General features: G+C 37.7%; 6 protein-coding genes. 5 read left to right on the plus strand and 1 reads right to left on the minus strand.

Going from position 1 to position 5,000, the window contains the following annotated elements; translation table 11 throughout:
* Positions 1 to 193: 193 nt before the first annotated feature.
* A complete protein-coding gene (locus tag HMPREF3190_RS03050; RefSeq protein ID WP_066780278.1) occupies positions 194 to 1,276 on the minus strand; it encodes an IS30 family transposase in 1,083 nt (360 codons plus the stop codon).
* Positions 1,277 to 1,571: 295 nt separating this feature from the next.
* Between HMPREF3190_RS03050 and cptIN the strand changes: the two genes are divergently transcribed.
* From cptIN to HMPREF3190_RS03080, 5 genes are all read left to right on the plus strand, one after another.
* Positions 1,572 to 2,402, plus strand: coding sequence for a type III toxin-antitoxin system CptIN family toxin (gene cptIN, locus HMPREF3190_RS03060; RefSeq protein WP_066780282.1), 831 nt, complete (start codon positions 1,572 to 1,574; stop codon positions 2,400 to 2,402).
* A gap of 117 nt (positions 2,403 to 2,519) precedes the next feature.
* Positions 2,520 to 3,026, plus strand: a complete 507-nt coding sequence (locus HMPREF3190_RS03065; RefSeq protein WP_066780288.1) for a hypothetical protein — start codon at positions 2,520 to 2,522, stop codon at positions 3,024 to 3,026.
* 14 nt (positions 3,027 to 3,040) lie between these two features.
* Positions 3,041 to 3,886 carry a hypothetical protein gene (locus tag HMPREF3190_RS03070; protein ID WP_066780290.1) on the plus strand — a complete coding sequence of 282 codons (846 nt, stop codon included), beginning with the start codon at positions 3,041 to 3,043 and terminating at the stop codon, positions 3,884 to 3,886.
* A gap of 56 nt (positions 3,887 to 3,942) precedes the next feature.
* Entirely contained in the window at positions 3,943 to 4,344 is a 402-nt protein-coding gene (locus HMPREF3190_RS03075; protein ID WP_066780291.1) for a hypothetical protein, read from the plus strand.
* Between the two features lie 14 nt (positions 4,345 to 4,358).
* Positions 4,359 to 4,820, plus strand: coding sequence for a helix-turn-helix domain-containing protein (locus HMPREF3190_RS03080; RefSeq protein ID WP_066780293.1), 462 nt, complete (start codon positions 4,359 to 4,361; stop codon positions 4,818 to 4,820).
* The last annotated feature ends 180 nt before the right edge of the window (positions 4,821 to 5,000 follow it).

The raw sequence follows: 5,000 nt of genomic DNA on the forward strand, positions 1-5,000 counted from the left end.
GGAGAAATGTAAGATTTATAGACACAAACTAGGCGGGCAAGCCTGTCTCATGTTTAGGCATGGTGAGAATTGAGATAATGAGCACCACACCATTACCGCTGCCTATATTTTATCAAAATTTTTCAAAAAAATGCAATAGGAAATTAAGGCTAGAAAAAAACAACATATTCAATTCCGAAAGCAAACAAGCAATCTAGCTTGTATTATGCTTTATCTGATCAAGCTCTTTTTCAAACGCTTGCTCTGCTGTATGACAACCAAGATGTGCTACAGATTTACGTGGGTAGGAGTTAATCCACTGTGTTACATCTTGTATATATTGCTTGCTGTATGCACCAAGGTTTTTACCTTTAGGTAGTTTGCGCCGTAAAAAGCGATTCGTAACTTCGTTTTGTCCACGCTCGTATGATGAATACGGATGCGCATAGTAGATCTCTGTACGTTTATGGTCTTGACGGCACTTAAATTGTGATGTTTCCATACCGTGAAAGTCTTGAAATTCAGAGCCATTATCAAAGGTTATTGTCTTGAACACGTCACTAAAACGCCGACCGTACTTATATTCAAGCGAGTTTATGATGCCAACTACGCCAGCCATCTCTTTACAAGGCAACTTCTGTGTGATTAGCATCTTGGTTTTACGCTCTACAAGCGTAAATACAACCGTCTTGCTGCCTTGTGCTCCAACAATCAAATCACCCTCCCAATGTCCAAATTCTGTGCGATCAGAAACTCTTTCAGGACGCACTTCAATAGACTTTCCATGTAAGCGCTTGTGTGCATGCTTATAAGCGTTTTTCTTTTTTCTGATCTGTAAGCCTTTCATCGGTAGATCACTCATGTCCAGATCAAGTACGCCTGCATGAATGTAATTATAAAGCGTTTTTGTACAGAAAAGGTTTTTTGTGTTGTTAGCTTTGAGTGTATCAAGGGCTGCAAAAGGAGAATAACCTTTACTTTTGATAAGATGCTCGATTGATTCAGCGAGATCTATGCGCTTTCCAATTTTTAAGCTTGAACCTTTTTTTGACTGTCGCAGCGCACTTATGCGCTGTGCATAATCAGCTTTGTATACAAGCATTTCATCTAGCAGGGCAGATTGCCCCTTTTGAACGACAAGACCTTTTTTAATTTCTCGATAAATGTTTTTTCGTGTGAAATGCAAATGTTTTGCAATAGTGGCAACGCTGGTATGATTTTTAAGAGCTATCTCAATGTAAAAACGTTCTTCATACGTAAAATGTCGCCGTGAACCCCATGCCTTAGGTATGCACATGCTTACTCCTTAGGTTTGCCCAAACCAATATAAAGGAGAATATGACGATATTTTATTAAGTGTGTATAGACAGTATAGCGCGTTTTATCAATTAGTAAATTTTTTACATAATCTTGCACTAAATGTTTGTACACGGTATTATAAGTGCGCTCGCATGCGAGCAGCTGCTGTTTTTTGATATTCAGGATAAAAATATCATTCATGAAATAATGCTGGTTTACAGTGTTGCAGGTTTACCAACACTGCCATACAAAACAATGCACGCTTCCACACTTGTGCATACGGAGTGAGAAAAATGGATATTGGATCGCTATGCTTCATTAAAGAAGCTTATTTTGCGTATTATAAAGATAGCTACTTATTAAAAAATCATCAAGCGAAAGCTCATAAGGGCAAACGCCCTTATTTGATAGTTGCAAAAGACAAGTTTGACGACCAGATTTTCTGGGCTGTACCGCTATCATCAAAATACGCAAAATACAAAGGAATCTACGATAAGCATGTCATGACAGGCAATAAGAACAGATGCGATACAATTCTCTTTGCTCAGCTAAATGGACGCAAAAACGCTGTTTTAATCCAAAATATGTGCCCTATCACAAAAGAAGATGTAATAGCTATCTGGCAAAAAGGCAATAACACCAAAGTTGGCATACATAAAAAAGATTTCAAAAAAATCACTCATGCAGCTAAAAGAGTATTAAGAATATATTTTTCTGGCGTAAATCTTATCTATCCTGATGCAAAAAGAATTTATGCTGATAAGGTTACCTCACATAATATCTCTAAAATCTTTCCAGCTATAGCGATGAATCCAACTTTGCTCACGTGTGCACACATCAAGCGTACAGGCAGCGAGATCAAAAGCGTGTATTTTGCACTAAAAGATGCACCATTAAACGAACTAAAAATTATGCAAGTAACAAAGCGCCATGGCGCACCACGTATAAGCAAAGAAATAAAAATCACCGATCCAACCTTTGGACAAGCATTCGATGAGATAGTACAAACTAATTGGGATGAACATATAACAATATATAGTGCACATAGAGATAACAATAACATAAAAGATACAACATATAGTAATTCAAAGAACATTTATCACCGCAGCGATTTTGATCGATAATAAATGACAATTATTTATGTAGGGAATATGAATTACCTGTACACGTGCTTGTAAAGTCATGACAAATGATGTATACTACAGCCATAGTTAAAAGCAAGACATTAGGAGTGAATTGCAATGAAAAATCAGTATGGAATACTTACAAAAAGTGATCGAGCAATAAGTGCGGAAATGGCAGGAGCAGTAACGTATTCTAATTTATCTGCTTGGCAAAAACGTGCAGTTGATGCTTGCGCTGTAATATCTCATGAATGGCATCATACAGGGGCAGCAGCGAATTGCACAGATTATTATTATCAGGATCAATTTAAGCATCTGAACCCAGCAGATTTTCCACCCGTAAAACCAACAAAAGCTCAGCAGCCCGATTTAAAACGTTTACGCATCCGTATAGTTTACGATCAAATGGTTGGTGGTTTTACTCGTAAGCATCCTCGTTGGGCAGAATTTGTGGCAGAGGGCTTAGACGTGCGCAAGAAAGATAATTTTATTATTGGTGCACAAGGTAGACGATTAAGCAGCAACAACAAAGAAGTTACGTACCTGTATAAACGTCCACGTGCCCGTAAGTTTGTTGAGATTACATACAAGGAAGCACGTGAACTTGGTTACAAGTTTGCTTAACAAAGGAGCTAATGATGAAAGACTTTGAACTTTTAGATAAGCTTACTGCTGCAAATAAAGAAGATAATAAAGATGAATTTACACGCTTGTGCATGAATGAAGCTGCATATGAGGGAGCAGGTGAAGAGGATTGCGAGCTTAGCTTATATGTAGTGTATTCAACAATTGGTGAGGATGAGGATACATATATAGGATACTTACAACAGTACGCAACAGATGAAGAGAACACTGTCATTGACGCTCTGTTTAAAAAAATAGAGAGATTTGAAGAGTATGATGAAGAGTGTTGTGTAGATTATGATTTTGAAGTGCCTGAAGCAGAAAAAGACGAATACGAAGAATATGTCGAAAATAAGAAGCACTATGCTGTAAATTGTCTTGAGGAACTATATTGGAAATATGAGGACGAGCTTGACGGCGCACTAATTTGGGATAACGCAGAAAAAATTATTGAGGATTTATTTACACACTTAACCGAAATTGAACAATATCAATTTGCGCTTAAAAAGCTTGAAGATGCTAAAACGCGCGAGGAATTTTTACTTGCATGTGATGATAGCAACGAGTTCTATGATTATCCTCTTTCGTATGAATTATACGCTGATGAATTGCGCGTTTACGGTACAGACTACTCAATCCATTTACAGCCTGGAGAAGTAGAGGAGTACATTAAGAATCACTACCCTGATGACTGTGACCGAAAAGAAAAAGCCATAGCGGATTATCTATTTGCACACGCGCAAGACATCATAGAAGAAGTTAAGACTACAATAGAAGAGCTTGAAAATGATGAACACAATGAAGAAGAATTTGATGTAAATGTACGTCATGATGATTGGGATTTTTTTGAAGCGGTATAAGAACAATGAACACGAAGCCTGAGTTTTCTCAGGCTTCATCTAGAAAGGAGCACACTATGAACAGTATTTTAAGTGCTGGCGAGAAGAAGCTTTTTACTGCTTACATAAGAATAGGCATACAAGACTTACCAGCAGAGAAACAGGAAATAGTGTTTAAGCGCATGATCATACTTGAAGATGCACAGAAAGCATTTTTAACAGATGTTTCAACAGCAATCAAAAAAGTACATGAGCCTTTTAGAAGTGCAGTCATTAGATATTTTGGATTACAAGGCACTGATCAATGCAACCTTGATGAGATAAGCAAAACAAACGGTATATCGCGCGTGCGCGCACAGTACCTTGTAAAACAAGGCTGCTTGAAATTGTTTGATTTTATATTTTTACCTACAGGTACTTTACCGAAATTTCTTCCAGGCATCCGTGAAGAAGTAAACAACTTAATTAGTGAAGAATAGAAAAAAGGATAAAAATGGAATTTAAGAAAGATAAGATCAATTTTTGTGCATTAAGAAATGAAGTAGGAGTATCAGCAGCAAGCTTTGCTGAGATGCTAGGCGTGCGTGAGCGCACCGTTTTTCGATGGGAGAATCTTGAAACAGATGCTAACTGCTTGCCATCAAACAACGCATGGCAACTACTTTATGAATTAAAAGATCTACAAAACAAAGTGTATACCGATGCACTGCAACGCATACAGTCAGTTGAAGCCGAGCAAGGGCATGCACCAGATACAATAACGCTTGTGTATTATCGCTCGCAAAACGATTACGACACGTACCATGTGCCACACGATGATGGCGATTTTAGAATCGCAAATGCTTCAGCACGCTTGTGTGCGCATGCGTTGCGTGTGCAAGGATACAACGTTGTATACGTTGAAGCGAAAGACAATCCTGTATACAAACACACTAAAAAAATGAACCAAAAGTAGCCTAAAATCTGAATTATGCTTGTGTAGGAGATGTGAATTAGTTATGAACGCTATTCATAATTATAAACTTTCAGAAAATTGTATGTACCACTACATAAAAACTCATAGGAAAAATTCAAAGAAACCTACTTGCATCTCTCAAAAACAACCATTAAACTCTGTAATAGCAAGCGACGCTTG

The sequence above is a fragment of the Umbribacter vaginalis genome (genome assembly GCA_001552935.1).
Classification (GTDB): Bacteria; Actinomycetota; Coriobacteriia; order Coriobacteriales; family Eggerthellaceae; genus Berryella; species Berryella vaginalis.

Bases quoted from the DNA above. Each gene is read 5' to 3' on its own strand.
- HMPREF3190_RS03050 (WP_066780278.1), bottom strand. From the start codon at position 1,276: ATGTGCATACCTAAGGCATGGGGTTCACGGCGACATTTTACGTATGAA.
- cptIN (WP_066780282.1), top strand. From the start codon at position 1,572: ATGGATATTGGATCGCTATGCTTCATTAAAGAAGCTTATTTTGCGTAT.
- HMPREF3190_RS03065 (WP_066780288.1), top strand. From the start codon at position 2,520: ATGAAAAATCAGTATGGAATACTTACAAAAAGTGATCGAGCAATAAGT.
- HMPREF3190_RS03070 (WP_066780290.1), top strand. From the start codon at position 3,041: ATGAAAGACTTTGAACTTTTAGATAAGCTTACTGCTGCAAATAAAGAA.
- HMPREF3190_RS03075 (WP_066780291.1), top strand. From the start codon at position 3,943: ATGAACAGTATTTTAAGTGCTGGCGAGAAGAAGCTTTTTACTGCTTAC.
- HMPREF3190_RS03080 (WP_066780293.1), top strand. From the start codon at position 4,359: ATGGAATTTAAGAAAGATAAGATCAATTTTTGTGCATTAAGAAATGAA.